This window comes from Nonomuraea turkmeniaca (assembly GCF_005889735.1).
GTDB lineage: Bacteria > Actinomycetota > Actinomycetes > Streptosporangiales > Streptosporangiaceae > Nonomuraea > Nonomuraea turkmeniaca.
In genome coordinates this window covers 24,976-40,339 of the sequence record NZ_VCKY01000084.1, presented here as the reverse complement: position 1 = coordinate 40,339, position 15,364 = coordinate 24,976, and the positions used below count along the sequence as shown (strand labels likewise).

The following is a 15,364-nucleotide window of genomic DNA, read 5'->3' as shown; positions in this document are numbered from 1 at the left end:
CAGTGCGAACGACGGCTTGGCGCCCATCACATTCGAACGTCACATGATCGAGAAGAGGACAGCCTCATCGGCCCTGCTGAGGACCGCTGTGGCATAGATCCGTCTCCACGCTTTGAGGGGATTGACAGACGGTCATCCCGGTCTGGTTGGCCAGTTCCTGACCGATGGCCAGGGTGAAGCGATGCCACAGCGCGCCTGCGTGTGCCTGCCACAGCACCGCACCCGTGTAGTCGTAGCAGTCGGGGCAGATCGGCTGGCCGAGTCGTTCGTCCTGGGGCGCGTGCCGGACGTGGCAGCCGACCGGCCGCCCGTGCTCGCAGAGCCTGTCGCGGTTGCGGGGACGGCAGGGACGCCCGTCGCGGTGCGAGTGGACGGGGCCAAAGGAGGATGCGGTCAGGGTGACGAATGCCCGAGGGTGCGTGCTGACCGTCTCGGGTACACCCTTGCCTCCCGACAGTCCCGCCCGGATCAGGTGGAACGTGTCGGCCTGGTAGGTCTGAGAGCAGGCCGGGCACACCGAGGCCCGCCGATTGCCGCAGGCCACCAGGAGATATCCCGAGGGCTCACCATCCGTTGTGTACGCGTGCAGGATCTCGCCCGTGCCCGCGTCCACGATCATCGACTGTCCGACCAGGCGCACCGGATCGGCGCACCCGCCGACTGCCGCGACCATGGCTCGCCACCGCCCATAACCCGGCGCGTTGACCAGGCGGACCAGATCGGCCATCCACTCGGCACCGGATAGCTGATCGTCGCGCTTTTCCTCCTTGCTCATAGGGCATCACCTCCTTTGCTGACTACCTGTAGTACAGGTTGACAGACATCGCGCATGGTGGTCAACCTGTAGTACAAGTAGTCCTGAAGGCTTTACCGAGGAAGGCCGATCATGGAGATCAGCACCGACGACAAAGACGCCCGTTGGCGCGTCATCGCCACCGACCTACGAGCCGCCATCCTGGACGGCCGCTATCCGCCCGGTGGCGCGCTGCCCAGCGAACCGGAACTCGTCAGGAAGTACGACGTCTCCCGCCCCACCGTCCGCAAGGCCATCGAAACGCTTGTCTCCGAAGGGCTGGCCTACGTCATGCGCGGACGCGGCTCCTTCGTCCGCCCCATGCCTGAACGCCGCACCATCCTCATCACGGACCGAGACCGGCCCGACCTCGCAGCCCCCGGCAATCACCCGGACGTCCAAGCCTTCGGCTGGGACCTCGCCCAACGCGACCACGAGGCCCCGCTCTTCACCGGCGAGAAGACCACCGCCAATCGCAACGTCGCGGTCTTGCTCGGCGTCCGCTCCGGCCACCCGGTCATCCACCGTCGCAGCCTGTGGCACCGAGGCCACACCGCCGCCGTCCACGGCGCATCAGCACGCCTGGAGATCAACTCCTACACCAACGCCGACCTGCTCCCCGCCTGGGACGACCCCAAGCGCCACGCCCAGTACCGCAAGCGCCCCGACTTCTTCTACCAGTCCCTCACCCGCGAACACGGCCCCGTCCGTTGGATGACGCTGACCACCGCCCGCATCGCCTACGAAGACGAACGCACCACACTCGGCATGGACTACGCCGAAGCCGTCCTCATCATCCGCCGCACCATGGCCCACCCCAACGGCCACCCCATCGAAGTCACCGAGGTCAAAGCACCCGCCAATCGCTACGAGATCGGCCACCACCGCGAACTCGCCGATGCCCCCGAAGCCGACCTCACCCCACAGGAACTCGCCGACAACGGCATAGACCTGGTGATCTAAACGCGGCCGTAAAGCTCTCGGATGTACCGGTGACTTCGCGGCACCCTACGGACCGCCTCCTCGTCATCTTCGGGGTCCCAATCCTCGTCAGTGGGATTGGGCAGTGCACGGAGCACGTAGCCGCGAGCTTCAAGAGCATCAAACAAGGCGTCGCTGTCTGTGCCTGTCATTTTCCTCCAGGCCTTGGGAGCCACATAGGACAGGCATTCGAACTCCGACCAGTCGTCCTCAGTCCGGGGGATCCGATCTCGCTGCATGGCCAGGAAGCGCTGAGCCTCCGGCACGTCCGCAAGCGTGTCCGGATCGTCGGCGACCTTTTCGAAGGTCTCCCGACCGAGGCCGACCAGCCACATCTGGAAATACCAGAAGCTGTCATCGCCGCCTACCAGAGATAAGACGATCGCGGCTCCCCACATCAAATAGGTGTCGACCTTGCGCCGCGCTTCCAGAATCCAAGCCTGGAAGTCGATGATCTCCTCGGCGGAACGTCCCGCCAACTGCTCTTCCAGCCATCTCAGGCGCGCTTCCTTCCCGTCGGTCTCCCGCGCGGACTGCTCGATCAGATGCCAGAACTCGTCGATGTCCATAAATGGCGATCATGGCAGGAGGCGACGACGAAATCGGCGGCGAGCTGGCTCATAGTTTCTTTACTGGTTCAAGGCGACGGCGCTTTCCGCCGTGCGCACGGCCCCGCGCCCGCCTGCCGCCCGGGCGTGCGGCCTGGGGGCCGGTCCCGGGCGGCAGCGGCTCCGGCCGTACCACCGCACGGCCGCCGCGCCGCCGTACGCCCTCCGCAGGCCGATCTCCGCACCGTCGCCGCCGCCGGCCCCCACCGCTCCGCGGCCCTTCGGGTGCTTCGCATGGGCGCCGGCCGCTCCGCTCACAAGAGGCGAAACGGCTCTTCAGACTTCATGCCTCCGGCGGGAGCACTCCGACACCGAGGTGAGTGATCACTTCGCACACCATCGACTCAGGCAAGCCCAGCAGTCCGGCTCCTCCGCATCAAGCCCGGCTCTGGCGGCAGGACAACGCATGACCGAGGAACGCGACCGGCGAACGTACACGCGAAGCCGGGCTTGACACTCCGTCCCCGGCCCGCTGCCGCTACGCGGTGAGTCGACGGCGTACGAGGTGATCACCTGTCAGGGGTGGCCTGTTCCCGCACGACCTGGACACATATCGCACAAGCCCGCTTGGTAGTGGGCGTGAAGGAGATGGACCAACCGCAGAAGTGCAGCGGGTACACCTCCTCGCCGCACAGGCTGTTCTTGGTGTCTGTTGAAACTGCGTGCTGTATCGCGTCGCGGCCTGAGCCTGACAGGCCAAGGCGGTAGTCGGAGCCAGGGGCGTCTGGCCCGCTCTCTATCGTGCAGATGAGCAAGTCGTCCCACTGGACAGGCCAGCGCCGCACCCCGCCCGGTAGGTCGGCCCAGTCGGCATCCAGTTCCACCAGTGCCAGCGTGCCGCCACGCAGGACATCCGCCACCGTCCCGCGCTGTCCAATCAGCAACTCGCCGACGGCACGAGTGCGGGCGGGACTATGGAGCATGTCCACGATCTCGACCCGGCACCCCAGCTTCTTACGAGGCTCCTTCACAGAGGGCTCGCTTCCGCCGCCTCTGGAAAGAGAAGATTACGAGTCCCCCCTGAAAGCGGATGCTGGCTTTGGAGATCCGCGTAGCGGAAGGCGATCCGCCGCGCGGCCCGTGATGGTTCGATGGCCGGATGGCGGGCGTACAGCACCCGCTTGCGCCGGTCGTCCCAGCCTGTCCGCCACCAATACCACTCGCCGTCGCACCAGACCACGAGCCCGATCCACACCGACACGAGGCTCAGACCGTAGCCATCATGGACATCTGTGGAGACGCCTTGGGCGGCGAGAGCGTCGGCTAGGGCGTCGGCGGCGTGCTTCTCTGGTGTGGGGTGTCGGCTTGGTGGTTGCATGAGTGGCCTCCATCACGTGCAGCGGTGACGTAGCGTGACGGTATGTGTCGGTCCAGCTGCTAGGCCGGAAAGAAATTCCGGGGTCCGTCGTAGGCATCCAACGAGGATGAGGTGCATGCGGGGAATGACCAGCAACCTGTCCATCGGCCAGCGCGTGGCCTGGTACCGGCGACGCCGTGGGATGTCCCAGGATGTACTGGCCGGGCTTGTGGGACGGACCACCGATTGGCTGAGCAAGGTCGAGAACGACCGCATCACCTTGGACCGCTTGTCCGTCATCAAGTCTCTGGCGAGAGCGCTGGACGTGTCCCTTGGCGACATGCTGGCCGAGCCACACCTGTTCGAGTGGACGGACGAAAGCGGCGATCAGACCATCCCCGCGCTGCGAGCGGCGATCACCGACTACCGGCAGCTATCGCCAATGGCCGAGCTGATCGAGAACGCGGAGCCGTCGAGCCATGCCGAACTGCAGCGTGCCCTTGCCGAGGTGTGGCAGGCGTACCAGGGAGCCAGATACAGCTACGTGATACGCACCCTGCCCGGGCTCCTAGGAGAGGCACATCATGCTGTGCGTGCTGAGGACGGCGATGCGCGCATGGCGGCGATGGGAGCGCTCGGGCAGGTCTATCACGCCGCAGCCAGCATCCTGACCAAGGTGGGTGAGGCTGATCTCGCGTGGATCGCCGCCGAGCGGGGCCTGACCTTCGCGCGAGAATCTGGTGATCAGCTCGTCACTGCCTCATTGCTTCGCGCGGTCGCCCACGCCCTCCTGTCCAATGGTCGCTACGAGGCAGCCAAGCAGCTCACGATGGATGCCGCCGAATTGCTGGCTCCTGACCTCCCGTACGCCACGCCTGAGCTGCTGTCGGTGTACGGCACGCTGTACCTCGCCGGGTCAATGGCGGCGGCGCGAGACGATGACCGCAGCACGACACGGGCGTTCGTTGCCGAGGCGGAGGAGTCGGCGACGCGCCTGGGCAGGGATGCCAACTACGTTTGGACCGCGTTCGGGCCGACGAACGTCCGGATCCATGAGGTGGCGACGGCGATCGAACTGGGAGACATCCAGGTCGCCGTCGATCTCGGGCCGAGACTGGACACCAGCGGACTTCCGATCGAACGTCGCGCTCGCCATGGTCTCGCCGTGGCGCACGCCTTGAGCCTGTGGAACCGCACCGACGATGCCATGGCGGCGCTGCTGGAGGCCGAGACCATCGCGCCCGAGCAGGTACGCCATCATTACCTTAGCCGCCAGCTCACGATGTCATGGATCAGAAGGCAGAAGGGCAAGCCCAGCTTCCCACTCGCTGCGCTTGCCCGGCGTCTACACATCGTGTGAGAGCGGCCTTCGTGGCGTAAGGTCGAGGCCGTGAACGATCAGGAGGCCGTACCGTTCGCCCAGGCCCGCGCCGCCGCTGGAGCGCTGTTCTTCGACGACAGCGGCCGTGTGCTGCTCGTCCGGCCTACGTACAAGTCCTACATGGACATCCCGGGCGGGTACGTCGAGACGGGGGAGACTCCGTACGAGGCGTGTGTCCGAGAAGTGCAGGAAGAGCTGGGCATCCAGCCGACTATCGGTCGTCTCCTCGTGGTCGATTGGGCGCCTCTCCCGCACGAAGGCGACAAGGTCCTGTTTGTCTTCGACGGAGGCATTCTCGACGGCGAGGCGATCAAGGGAATCACGTTCGCTGACAACGAGCTGAGCGCGTACGAGTTCCACCGCGTTGACGAGTTGGATGGTCTCCTGATCGAGCGCCTCGCCCGCCGTCTGAAAGCTGCCGCCATCGCGCATGAGTTGGGAGAGACGGTTTATCTTGAGCACGGCTGGACCGTCCCTGCCGAGTGATCATCTGGGTGACCACGGTCTGGGGCGAGGAGACAGTCGGGGATTTCGGTGGAACGATTGCCCAGGTAGGGGCTCGAATTCCTCCAAACGGGGTGGGCGCGCTCAAGATGTGCGGCGGGAGGTCATCGCCGCGAGAAAGAACGACGAACCCGCCACGGTGCATCCGATCGCCAGAAAGATCAGCGCCAGGGACAATGCGTGTGACCAGCCCATCACCATTTGGGACAGCGACAGGAAAACGGAGAAGAGACCCATGAATAGTTGTCCCAAGCCGTGACGGCGCGGCTCATATTGCGTACGCCTGCCCCTTAACGGGCGGGGGGAGTCGCTTGGTAGCGAGTGTGTATCCCGGATGCAGCAACGACGCACCCGAGCCCTAATATGACTGCCCACGCCAATGTGAAGTCCACTTGAGTCAGCTCCTCGGGTCGCGGAGGTAAGTCCCCTCTTTCTGAGGTCATCCTGCCGGATCGCCTTGATGAAGATCAAGCGGGGCGCACTGCCGTACGGCGGCTCGCCGCTTGCCCAAACGCCCTCATGCGATCCGAGGGTCTGTCCCGGGCGGCAGCACCATTACGCTGTGGCGCCTTCGGACCGACCGCAGCCACGGCACGGGAGCTAGGTAGACGGTCTTCCTGGAGCACGACCGGGCCGTTCCCACTGAGTGACTATCTGAGTGACAACGACCCGGGACGAGCGTGGACAGCCGAGGATGTGGGTGGAACGTTTCCCGAGGTGAGGCCCCCAATCACCCGAGATCCCGGCTTCTCCTGATGTGCCTTACAAGCGAGGGGTCACTGGTTCGAACCCAGTACCGCCCACCAGCAGAAAGAGCCCCGTCTCCGATCATGGAAACGGGGCTTCGTGCCATTAACGTGCCATTAGCTCACGCGGGCGAGCACTCCTGAAGATCCATCGTCGTCGTCGACAGCGTGACAGTGACTACCACGCTCACTCCCACGCTGAAAGCGGGCCACCGCTAAATCCGCGCCGACGACGATGGGGTTGTCACTGCATGGCGGTTTCGGTCATCTCCCTGATGTGCGCGTTACGCAGCAGGATTAGCTTGGTCATGTAACGCCGCAGGACGAGAGCGTCGGCGACAGTGCCCAATGGGCCGGCGGGAGCGGCAAAGTCGACGATATCTTTCATAAGGGTCGCTTCGACGCCGCTGTCGCCGTCGTGTGTCGATTCGAAGGTGTGCGCGTGGCGCCAGCACCGGAATGGGCCACTTACTTGTTCGTCGACGAAGTACGAGGGCCGAATGTAGGCGCTGATCGTCGAGGTCAGGTGCCAGGTGAAGCCGAAGTGCCGCGCTCGCCACGTGACCTGATCGCCCAGGGAGAGCTGTCCGGACGTGATTCCTGCGACTACTTGCTCGCGCGAGCCGCGCATGGAGGAGGTGTGCAGTTCGACAGATAAGGACGCATCGAAGACGACCGACGGCGGCGCGAGAACCAAAGTGGCCACTTCAAAACGGGACATGTGCGGATCTTAGCTATCGCCTCGCAGATGTCATCCCACCATGGGGATACGAGTAGCGGCCGAACGGAACGCGCGCAGGCAAGCGGCGCCGCCCTCGCCTGCCCTTCCGACGCCCGCTATCGGCGCGTAGAGGAGCGTCGCGGTGCCCCTGACGCGCGGCTCCGTGGGCGCCGCTCCGCGTCACGTACCGCCGGGTGGGAGCTGATTGACTAAGTGCGTGACAACCGAGAGGCGCGGTCCCGGACGCTGGCGGACGGATGTGCCGTGTTCGGGCAGGTGGCTGTCTATTACGCTCAATATCCAGTGCAGGAGTCACAGCAGCGCCCGCAGTTGCTCGGTACGAGCGCCGATCGGCAGCGCGAGGACGATGTAGGCCCGCTCACCTTGCCGCGGTGCTTCGCGCCCTCGACCGCCCGGTTGAGGATGCCGCGGATCAGCTCAAGCGACCACGTTCTGCAGGTCACCGAGGCCGGTGGCCCTTCCTTTTACGGCCGGTCTGCGCGGCCCGGCGACCGGAGCCATTCTGTGCGGGCTTTCGTGGCTGCCGCTGTGCCGGTTTCTCCGCAGGGGTGGTGGGGGTACGGCTCCGCGAGCTGTTCACTGTCCGGCCGCGGACGATGCCGATGAAATCTTCCACCAGGTCAGTGGTCGCGTCCGTGGGCCAGGCCAGCGCGACCTGAGACTGCGGCGCGTCCGGCACCGGTCGGTAAGTGAGATCCCTGCGGTGGTGAAGGCGTGCCAGCGACTGCGGAACCAGGAGAAGCCCAGTGCCGGCCGCCACCAGCTCGACCGCGTCCGCAGTTGTGCGCGGGCGGGTGAACGCGGGCAGCCCGGGCCGGACCGTCCACTCGATGGTGTCGTCCAGAGGATGGAACACGTTGTCGTCGGTCAGGTCGGCGATGGCCACCTCGTCGGCGGCGGCCACCGCGTGGTCCTTGGGCACCACGACCACGGTGGTCTCCACGTAGAGAGGAATCACGCTGAGCCCGTCCCGGTCGACCGGCAGCCTGACGAATCCGGCGTCGGCGCCGCCATCCCGCAGGAGTCCCGCCACCTCTGCGGCGGGAACCGCGACCAGGGCAACCGGTACGCCGGGCATCCTCTCGGTCCAGACGTTGACCCATTTCGCGGGTGTCACCCCGGGAACGTACGCCAGCCGAAACACGCCGCCGGTCTCTCCATCAGTCACTTCCTCAGGGTACCGATGTCAGGGGAACTCGTTCCGACTGACTACGCTTGGCGCCATGACCTCGTCCAAACCGAAGACCACCCAGACGATGAAGCCCGAGACCGCGGCCAAGAAGCTGGGTGTCCTCCTCTCGGCCACTCCCGCCGAGTTCCAGGCGGGTGTCGTCTCCAGGGACGAGCTGAACGAGTTGCAGTCGACGCCGCCCGCCTGGCTCGTTGACCTGCGCCGCAACGGCCCGCACCCCAAGCAGGTCGTCGCCGCGAAGCTCGGGGTCTCCATTTCCGGCCTGACCAGAGGCGGGATCACCGCACCGCTCACCACCGCTGAGATCGATGCGCTGAAGGCGGAGAACCCGGCGTGGCTGGAGCGCGAGCGGTCCATCCAGGCCGAGACCCGCAAAGAAGCACTCCGCCTCAAGCAACGCTAGACAGCTGAGGTCCTGTCCCGTTTCCGATTGCGGGGACGGGTTGTGAGTCCTGTGGCCGTCTCGGAGTGGCTCCTGATCGAGCGCCTGGCCCGCCTTCTCAAGGATGAGCGGGGGGAGGGGCAAGGGTCGCGGCGGATCGCCTTCATGGTGCCGTCGTCGCTCGGCTCCACAGGAGCCACAGGCGTAGCCACGTCTCCGCCACCAAGGCGGGTGCGACGAGGGGCGCAGTGAGGGATCCGTTGTAGCCGGGGGGAGGAGGAAACACATGAAATTGCTGATCATGTGTCCCACTGGAACGACTGGACGATCGCCTCCGCCTCTTGGTCGGCGGGTCGGCGGGTCGGCGGTCGGCGGACCGGCCCAGAGCGCCACTGGACGCTGCGCGCCACCACCGTCCAGTGGTCCTTTGATCTGCTCAGCTCGCCTGAGCCGCTCGTGGAGCGGTCGATGCTGCAGGTGTGAGGCTCGACGCGCGCGACACCGCGGCTGCGCGGGCGCAGCTTCTTCGCGCGCGGCGACCACTCCCGTCCGGTGAGCCCCGGCCGCCTTCACGGCCTGCGGGAAGCCGCGCCGTACGTTGTGGGCCGTGACAGGGAGGCGGTCCTCCTGCGGAACCCAGAGCAGGAGAAGCCGCAGGTCTCCTGCCTTTTCTCGTGCGATGTCCTGGGCTGTTTCGCTCACCACCAGCCATGATGCAGCGGCCCAGGGCCAGGTCGGAGGGGGTTAGGATGCGAGCTGCGCTTGGTGCCTGCCAATTTAACGGATGCGGAGTTCATGAGCCGTCTTGTGGCCGTCGATGAGGTTCCGGCGATCGCTGTGGCCCCGCGACCTGTCCGGATCTGGAATGGGGTCATCGTCACAGCGGCCGCGGCCGTCATGACCTTCGCCGGGTGGCAGCATCGGTGGATCAGCGATGACGGGCTGATCGCCGTCCGGACCGTCCGGCAGCTGCTCGCCGGGAACGGGCCCGTCTTCAATGTGGGCGAGCGCGTCGAGGCCAGCACGAGCACGCTCTGGACGTATCTGGTCGCGGCGGTCTCCTGGATGAGCCGCGTCGACGTCGCCGCCGTCTCGGTGCTGATCGGCCTCGCCTGTACGGTCGGCGCCGTGGTGTGCGCCATGTCGGGCACCATCCGGCTGCACGGCGAGTCCCGCCGGCTCCTGCCCGCGGGCGTGTTCGTGGTCCTCGCGGTGCCGCCCTTCTGGGACTTCGCCACCTCCGGCCTGGAGACCGGGCTGACGTTCCTGTGGATCGGCCTGTCCTGGTGGCTGCTCGTCCGGGCGGCGTACGAGGGACCGGTGCTTTCCCTGGTCGTCGTCCTCGGCCTGGCCCCACTGGTCCGGCCCGAGCTGGCGCTGGCCTTGTCGGTCGTGTTCTTCAGCGCGTTGCTCTTGATGCGACGGCCCGGATGGCGTAGCGCCTTTCGATGGTCGGCGATCGCCATCGTTCTGCCGGTGACCTATCAGATCTTCCGGATGGGCTACTACGGGCTGCTCATGCCCAATACCGCCCTCGCCAAGGAGGCGGGGAGCAGCCGGTGGGCGCGCGGGCTCCTCTACGCCGGCGACACCGTGCTGACCTACTATCTCTGGGTCCCGCTGCTGGTCTTGATCCCGCTGGCGTTGTGGGTCGGCCGGCAGGGCCGGAACGTGGTGCTGATGGTGGCTCCCATCACGGCCGGGCTGGTGTTGCTCCTGTACGTCGTCCGGGTCGGCGGCGACTTCATGCACGGCCGCATGATGTTGCCGGCGCTCCTGTTGCTCCTCCTCCCCGTCCTGGTGGTGCCGCTGAGCCGCCTCACCGTGTTCCCGTTCGCGGCGGTTCTGCTGTGGGCCGTGTTCTGCGCCGCACTCCTCCGGGTGCCGTACGAACAGAAGATCGGGCCGGACGGGATCGCCGACGAGCGCGGCTTCTACGTGGCGTGGACCCGGGACCCGCACCCGGTCACCGCCGGGCCGTACGTCCGGGCCAAGGGGAACCTGCACGGCTTGACGGACTCCACCGGCCTGTTGTTCGTCCCTGGGGTGGAGCCGGTGCCGCTCCGCACCGACCAGCCCGCGCGGCTCGCCGTCGCCGAGGATGTCATGGGTACGGCCGGCGCCGCGTACCGGCTCGACGATCTCGTCATCGACCGGCTGGGCCTGGCCAACGCCCTGGGCAGTCACATGGAACTGGCCTGTAACCGAAGGACCGGCCACGAGAAGCCGCTCCCCAACGCGTACGTCCTCGCCGACTACATGGCCCCCGGGACGCCATTGCGGGACCGGCGCCTGCAAGGCGAGGTGGAAAGGATCAGGGGGGAGCTGGCCACCGGCCCTTTCCGCGAACTGCTGGAGGCATCCAGGGCTCCCCTGACCGCACGCCGGTTCTGGGACAACCTTGCGGGCGCGCCGGCACGTACGGCTTTCAGGTTCTCTGTCCCGAACGTGACCTGCCCATCCTGATCAGGCCGGCGGTGCTGGAGGACGGGCGCGCCGTCCCTGCCGGGTGACGTGCCGGAACGGCAACCCGCCCGGGACGGCGAGGATCCCGCTCGTGTTGATGTCCCCGGCGAACCACACCGTGTCCTTGATGCCAGGACCTGGGACAGGGAAGGAGCATTGCGCCTGGCCGTCCGGCCTGAGCAGGACGAGACGGCTGCCGGTGCTCCAGCGGCGCCCGTCGGCTCGTGTGCCGCTTGAGGAGACCACGCGGACCTTCTCGCCTCGGCATGGCCAGACCTCCCACGGATGGGTCTGGAGAATGCGGAGTTCCTTACGTCGCGCCTGCTGCCACATGACGACGACACCGAGCGTGACCGCACTGGTGAGGGCGAGCATCACGCCCAGGAAGCTCGCCGGCCCGCCCCTGGGTATCAGCAACGCGGCGAGGCAGACCTGGACCGCAAGCAACGGCGACCCCCTGCGAAGGCCCACGCTCGCCTCTTTTCGCACGATGTCCAGCACGCCCCGCGTCTGCGCCGCGGTGCCAGGAAGGATCTGGTGTCCGTATTCGCGAGCGGTCATGTCTGTCTCCCTGTGGAGATGGGTGCTGGGGGAGTCGGGGCGCGGGTTGCCTATGATCAGCATGGCGACAGGGAGGCCCGACGATCTACCATCCGTTCGCGCTTTTCGTGCTCGTGGTTCTGCTCGGCGGAGTTGCCCTGTTCGTCGTGATGAGCGTCAGCCTCTGGAGGCTGTTCTGCGGTGGTGCCTCCGGCGGTCGTGGGGATCGTCCACCCCGCGCCGACGAGCGGGGGTGAACGATCCGGTACGTCACGGGCGGATCTTCACCTGGCCGGTGAAGGTACGACCGTCGGTCAGGTGACCGGTGACGGTCACGGTGACGGCGCCGGTGTACCCGGCCAGCGCCTTGTCGATGGCGGCACCGTCAACGCGGAACAGGCCGTGCGGCAGCGCCGTGGCCCCGAGCTCGACGATCTTCCCGTCGGCGACCGCGCGGACCGTGCCCGGCAGGATCCCGGTACGGCCCTGGCCCTCCCCCCGATCCACGCCGGGCAGGTGCACGTCAAGTTGATCCTCCCGGAGCTGGAGCCGGGCCTGCAACGGGGAGCCGGTCGTCAGGTACGACGCCGGTGGCGGGGTCATCCCCGTACCCAGGAAGAAGCCGGTATGCGGGGGCTGGTTGTAGCCGACGTTCTGCCAGACGATCCCGGACTGGTAGACCGGGTCGTGCGTGAGTGTGGGGAAGCGGTGATCCGTCGGGTACGGCGTGCCGTAGATGCGGAGCGCGGTGGAATCCTCGGTCCGGACGATCAGTTCCTCACGCCAGTCGCCCAGGATGTCGGCCTGGAGTGAGGGGTTGCCCTTGGTCGTGTTGTTGGAGAAGGTGCCGGTCGCGGTGAGCATGTTCACCGTGGTCTGCGTGGCCGGGTCCCACTTGCCGATGGTCGGCACGCCGGCCAGCTTGTCGGCGGAGTAGTCGTGGTCCAGGATCTCCCTGGACAGGTCGCCGTCCCACCAGATGGTGTTGCTGATCGCCGGGGTCTTCGCCGAGATGAGCTCGCCGGTGGCGGTGCGGAGCCCGGCCCCGGCGGAGGCCCAGGCCTCCTCGCCCGGATGCGCGGGGTCGATGTCGCCGGTCAGGCCGCGCCCGGTGTCCTGTCCGGTCTTGACGCACCAGAGGATCTCGCCGCTGTCGGCGTCGTGCATCTCCAGGCCGCACGGCATGTTCGTGTGCTCGTGCACGCCGACGATCTCCAGGCCGGGGCGCGCCGGGTCCAGGTCGCCCAGGTGCATGGCGTCGCCGTGCTCGAGCTTGGTGGTGTAGAGCCCGGTGCCGTCGTCGTCCAGGGTCATCGCGCCGTAGGCGATCTCGTCCCTGCCGTCGCCGTCCACGTCGGCCACGGACAGGTTGTGGTTGCCCTGGCCGCCGTACCCGGGGTGGTCCGAGCTGGAGAAGGTCCAGCGCTTGGTCAGCTTGCCGTCCCGCCAGTCGTACGCCACCAGCATGCTCTTGGCGTAGTAACCGCGGGTCATCACGATGCTCGGCAGCACGCCGTCCAGGTGGGCGGCGGCGGCCAGGAAGCGGTCGGAGCGGTTGGCGCCGGTGTCGCCCCAGTCGGCCAGGTTGCCGCGGGCGGGCTCGTAGTCGACGGTGGCGAGCGCCGCGCCGGTGCGGCCGTCGAAGACGGTCAGGTACTCCGGCCCGCTCAGGATCCGGCCGCCGGTGTTGTGGTTGGCGGCGGCGTCCCCGATCACCTTCCCGGAGCCGTCCACGGTCCCGTCCGCGGTCTTGACCACGAACTCGGCCCGGCCGTCCCCGTCGAAGTCGTCGACCAGGAACGGGCTGTAGTGCGCCCCGGCCCGGACGTTGCGGCCCAAGTTGATCCTCCAGAGCCGGGTCCCGTCGAGTTCGTAGGCGTCGAAGACGGCCTCACCGGTGTAGCCGCCCTGAGAGTTGTCCTTGGAGTTGGACGGGTCCCATTTGAGCACGATCTCGTACTGCCCGTCTCCGTCCAGGTCGGCGACGGCCGCGTCATTCGCGCGGTAGTCGTAGCTCCCTCCGTTCGGGGTCACACCTGCGGCCGGCTTGTCCAGCGAGATGTCCAGGTACGCCGCCGCCCACGGCCGCACCGGCGCGGAGCGGCGTCCCTCCTGGCCGTCCAGGACCGCGGCGACGGTGTAGGAGCCGGTGCCGTGGTCCAGGTAGTTCGTCTTGTCGGTGGCGGTGAGGAGCGTCCCGTCCCGGTAGAGCTTGAAGCTCACCTCGGCCGGGTCGGTGCCGAGCATCCGCCAGCTCACCAGAGTGCCCTGCTCGGTCGGCACAGCGACCAGGCCTCGGTCCAGTTTCGCCATCCGGCGCAGCGGATAGGCGGTGACCGGTGAGGTCAGCGTGGCCGAGGAGGCCGACAACCCGCCCGTCCCCGCGGCCACCACCCGGTAGCGGTGCCGGTCGCTGGGCACGAGCTCGTCGGTGTAGCCGGCCTCGGCCACGACACCGAGCCGCCGGTCGTCCCGGTAGAGGTGGTAGAGGAGGGCGCCCTCGACCGGCCGCCAGCGCAGCGTGATCTTCTTGCTGGAGGCGGCGACCAGCTCCAGGCCCTCGGGTACGGCCGGGGCGGCCTGCGTGGTGTCCTTGACGGTCACGGTGAGCGGTGCGCCCAGCGTGCCGCCGGGCACGGCGACCGCGTAGACGTAGGTCAGGCCCAGCTCGGGGGTGCCGTCGGTGAAGGCGGGCTCGGAGCTCCCGCCCAGCTTGGTCCACGGACCTGCGGTGTTCTCGGCGCGGTAGATCTCGTAACCGGTGGAGCCGGTGGCGTTCCAAGCCAGCGTGACGCTCGGAGTGGCAGTGGCCTTGATCGCGGTGGCCGCCAGTCCGGTGGGCGCGGTGGCCGGCTTGATCAGAACCGCGTTCACCCGGCCGTCCCGGCCGAAGCCCAGGTTGAGCTGGCCGTCGGCGACCAGGGCGGTGCCGGTGTAGTCGCCGTACGCGCCGGTGCTCGCCGTGATCGTGCCGCGGTCTTCGCCTTCCACGGCGAGTGTGGTGACGTTGGGAGCGATGGCGTCCCCGGAAATCACGGTGAGCTCGTACTCGCCATTGGGAACGTCCACGGCGAAGCCGTACGAAGCGGAGACGGTGAAGTCCCGCGTCACCGGGTCGGCGGTGCCGCGGTCGCGGTAGCCCACCGTCCGGTCCAGGCCGTAGCCGCCGTCGGCGGTGTAGAGGGTGTTGTGCGCGACGCGCGTGTAGCCGTCGGCTAATGGGCTGGAGGTGGAACCGAAGTCGAACTTGAGTCCGGATGCCGCGTCAAGGGGGGCTGCCACGGCGGGGGTCGCCGAGACGGCCAGGGTGACCGCGGCGGCGATGAGTGCGAGCCTCACGGGCGTACTCCTGCAGAGTGATCTTTGATTAGAACGTTTTATCGCTTTGGAAAGCGCTTGCCAAGACTTTACTTTTGCGCCCCGATCAACTAAAGGCAGTGTTCCGCGGTAGTGCCGCCGGCGGGATTGCCCGACGCCGCGACGACCGAGCCGCCGACCGCCGCGCCGTGGGGCCAGGTCGCCTTACGGTTGCCGGGGGAATTCTCGCCGCCACATCCGTAGCGATGGCCCAGGGTGACGCTGGCCGTGGTCGGACACGGCGTTCCGGTGGGCGCTCGACCGCCGTGGCACCGCGGGCGCCTGAATGCGCGCGCGGTGAAACGTTTTAGGGCGGCGCAACGCACTCGACACCCGGAGTCGGCCGCTGGTGGGGACGCGGACCTCTAACCGCTG

At 67.4% G+C, this 15,364-nt stretch carries 15 protein-coding genes; 6 read left to right on the top strand and 9 right to left on the bottom strand.

Going from position 1 to position 15,364, the window contains the following annotated elements; genetic code table 11:
• Positions 1-64 precede the first annotated feature (64 nt).
• Positions 65-775, bottom strand: a complete 711-nt coding sequence (locus tag ETD86_RS24285; RefSeq protein WP_211370270.1) for a replication initiator — start codon at positions 773-775, stop codon at positions 65-67.
• A gap of 111 nt (positions 776-886) precedes the next feature.
• Here ETD86_RS24285 and ETD86_RS24280 point away from each other — a divergent pair, with 111 nt between their 5' ends.
• Positions 887-1,756, top strand: a complete 870-nt coding sequence (locus tag ETD86_RS24280; protein WP_138668463.1) for a GntR family transcriptional regulator — start codon at positions 887-889, stop codon at positions 1,754-1,756.
• Here ETD86_RS24280 and ETD86_RS24275 read toward each other — a convergent pair.
• From ETD86_RS24275 to ETD86_RS24265, 3 genes are all read right to left on the bottom strand, one after another.
• On the bottom strand, positions 1,753-2,343 hold the full coding sequence (locus tag ETD86_RS24275; RefSeq protein ID WP_138668462.1) for a DUF4240 domain-containing protein: 591 nt from the start codon (positions 2,341-2,343) through the stop codon (positions 1,753-1,755). The two genes, ETD86_RS24280 and ETD86_RS24275, sit on opposite strands and share 4 nt — an antisense overlap.
• A gap of 548 nt (positions 2,344-2,891) precedes the next feature.
• Complete coding sequence (locus ETD86_RS24270) at positions 2,892-3,353, bottom strand: hypothetical protein (RefSeq protein WP_138668461.1); 462 nt, start codon at positions 3,351-3,353, stop codon at positions 2,892-2,894.
• The gene (locus ETD86_RS24265; protein WP_138668460.1) at positions 3,350-3,700 is read right to left on the bottom strand and encodes a hypothetical protein; all 351 of its coding nucleotides are present in this window, start codon (positions 3,698-3,700) and stop codon (positions 3,350-3,352) included. The genes ETD86_RS24270 and ETD86_RS24265 overlap by 4 nt, the downstream gene beginning before the upstream one ends.
• A 124-nt stretch (positions 3,701-3,824) precedes the next feature.
• Here ETD86_RS24265 and ETD86_RS24260 point away from each other — a divergent pair, with 124 nt between their 5' ends.
• Entirely contained in the window at positions 3,825-5,039 is a 1,215-nt protein-coding gene (locus ETD86_RS24260; protein WP_138668459.1) for a helix-turn-helix domain-containing protein, read from the top strand.
• Positions 5,040-5,069: 30 nt separating this feature from the next.
• Positions 5,070-5,546 carry an NUDIX domain-containing protein gene (locus ETD86_RS24255; protein ID WP_138668458.1) on the top strand — a complete coding sequence of 159 codons (477 nt, stop codon included), beginning with the start codon at positions 5,070-5,072 and terminating at the stop codon, positions 5,544-5,546.
• A 102-nt stretch (positions 5,547-5,648) separates the two neighbouring features.
• On the opposite strand, the gene ETD86_RS55380 is transcribed toward ETD86_RS24255, so the two are convergent.
• From ETD86_RS55380 to ETD86_RS24245, 3 genes are all read right to left on the bottom strand, one after another.
• Positions 5,649-5,801, bottom strand: coding sequence for a hypothetical protein (locus tag ETD86_RS55380; RefSeq protein WP_170223240.1), 153 nt, complete (start codon positions 5,799-5,801; stop codon positions 5,649-5,651).
• 753 nt (positions 5,802-6,554) lie between these two features.
• Positions 6,555-7,031 (bottom strand): SRPBCC family protein, encoded by a 477-nt coding sequence (locus ETD86_RS24250; RefSeq protein ID WP_138668457.1) that lies wholly within the window; start codon positions 7,029-7,031, stop codon positions 6,555-6,557.
• Positions 7,032-7,491: 460 nt separating this feature from the next.
• Positions 7,492-8,220, bottom strand: coding sequence for a LysR family substrate-binding domain-containing protein (locus ETD86_RS24245; RefSeq protein WP_170223239.1), 729 nt, complete (start codon positions 8,218-8,220; stop codon positions 7,492-7,494).
• Positions 8,221-8,275: 55 nt separating this feature from the next.
• Here ETD86_RS24245 and ETD86_RS24240 point away from each other — a divergent pair, with 55 nt between their 5' ends.
• The 3 genes from ETD86_RS24240 to ETD86_RS24230 all read left to right on the top strand — a co-directional run bounded on the left by ETD86_RS24240 (position 8,276) and on the right by ETD86_RS24230 (position 11,092).
• The gene (locus ETD86_RS24240; RefSeq protein WP_138668456.1) at positions 8,276-8,647 is read left to right on the top strand and encodes a DUF5997 family protein; all 372 of its coding nucleotides are present in this window, start codon (positions 8,276-8,278) and stop codon (positions 8,645-8,647) included.
• A gap of 282 nt (positions 8,648-8,929) precedes the next feature.
• On the top strand, positions 8,930-9,109 hold the full coding sequence (locus ETD86_RS24235) for a hypothetical protein (RefSeq protein WP_138668455.1): 180 nt from the start codon (positions 8,930-8,932) through the stop codon (positions 9,107-9,109).
• Positions 9,110-9,421: 312 nt separating this feature from the next.
• Complete coding sequence (locus ETD86_RS24230; protein ID WP_138668454.1) at positions 9,422-11,092, top strand: arabinofuranosyltransferase AftB family protein; 1,671 nt, start codon at positions 9,422-9,424, stop codon at positions 11,090-11,092.
• On the opposite strand, the gene ETD86_RS24225 is transcribed toward ETD86_RS24230, so the two are convergent.
• The gene (locus ETD86_RS24225) at positions 11,093-11,653 is read right to left on the bottom strand and encodes a hypothetical protein (RefSeq protein WP_138668453.1); all 561 of its coding nucleotides are present in this window, start codon (positions 11,651-11,653) and stop codon (positions 11,093-11,095) included.
• Between the two features lie 249 nt (positions 11,654-11,902).
• Positions 11,903-14,971, bottom strand: a complete 3,069-nt coding sequence (locus ETD86_RS59195; RefSeq protein ID WP_138668452.1) for a rhamnogalacturonan lyase family protein — start codon at positions 14,969-14,971, stop codon at positions 11,903-11,905.
• Positions 14,972-15,364: the final 393 nt, after the last annotated feature.

Coding starts and splice junctions, on each gene's coding strand:
- ETD86_RS24285 (WP_211370270.1), bottom strand. CDS start 775: ATGAGCAAGGAGGAAAAGCGCGACGATCAGCTATCCGGTGCCGAGTGG.
- ETD86_RS24280 (WP_138668463.1), top strand. CDS start 887: ATGGAGATCAGCACCGACGACAAAGACGCCCGTTGGCGCGTCATCGCC.
- ETD86_RS24275 (WP_138668462.1), bottom strand. CDS start 2,343: ATGGACATCGACGAGTTCTGGCATCTGATCGAGCAGTCCGCGCGGGAG.
- ETD86_RS24265 (WP_138668460.1), bottom strand. CDS start 3,700: ATGCAACCACCAAGCCGACACCCCACACCAGAGAAGCACGCCGCCGAC.
- ETD86_RS24260 (WP_138668459.1), top strand. CDS start 3,825: ATGACCAGCAACCTGTCCATCGGCCAGCGCGTGGCCTGGTACCGGCGA.
- ETD86_RS55380 (WP_170223240.1), bottom strand. CDS start 5,801: ATGGGTCTCTTCTCCGTTTTCCTGTCGCTGTCCCAAATGGTGATGGGC.
- ETD86_RS24250 (WP_138668457.1), bottom strand. CDS start 7,031: ATGTCCCGTTTTGAAGTGGCCACTTTGGTTCTCGCGCCGCCGTCGGTC.
- ETD86_RS24240 (WP_138668456.1), top strand. CDS start 8,276: ATGACCTCGTCCAAACCGAAGACCACCCAGACGATGAAGCCCGAGACC.
- ETD86_RS24230 (WP_138668454.1), top strand. CDS start 9,422: ATGAGCCGTCTTGTGGCCGTCGATGAGGTTCCGGCGATCGCTGTGGCC.
- ETD86_RS24225 (WP_138668453.1), bottom strand. CDS start 11,653: ATGACCGCTCGCGAATACGGACACCAGATCCTTCCTGGCACCGCGGCG.